1 protein-coding gene is annotated in these 205 nt (G+C 48.8%); it reads right to left on the bottom strand.

Translation table 11 applies throughout. From position 1 onward, the window contains the following. On the bottom strand, window positions 1-205 hold a 205-nt coding region (locus SQ11_RS17975), incomplete at both ends, for a hypothetical protein (RefSeq protein WP_041515126.1).

The raw sequence follows: 205 nt of genomic DNA on the forward strand, positions 1-205 counted from the left end.
TGGCGATGATCAAGGGCTTTGTAATATTGCTGGGCAGTTTTCATAAGCTGTCTGGATTCTTTCAGCTGCTTGGCTTCAAGAACGCTTTCCAGGTGATCCAGAGATATTTTCAAGCTATCAACTGAAGCCTGTTGGTGCTTCACGTCATCACTTGCTTCAACCGGAGCTTTGGGTTTTCCAGCCAGCTTGCGAACGGGCTCCAGCC

Source organism: Nitrosospira sp. NpAV (assembly GCF_000832065.1).
In the GTDB taxonomy this organism is placed as follows: domain Bacteria; phylum Pseudomonadota; class Gammaproteobacteria; order Burkholderiales; family Nitrosomonadaceae; genus Nitrosospira.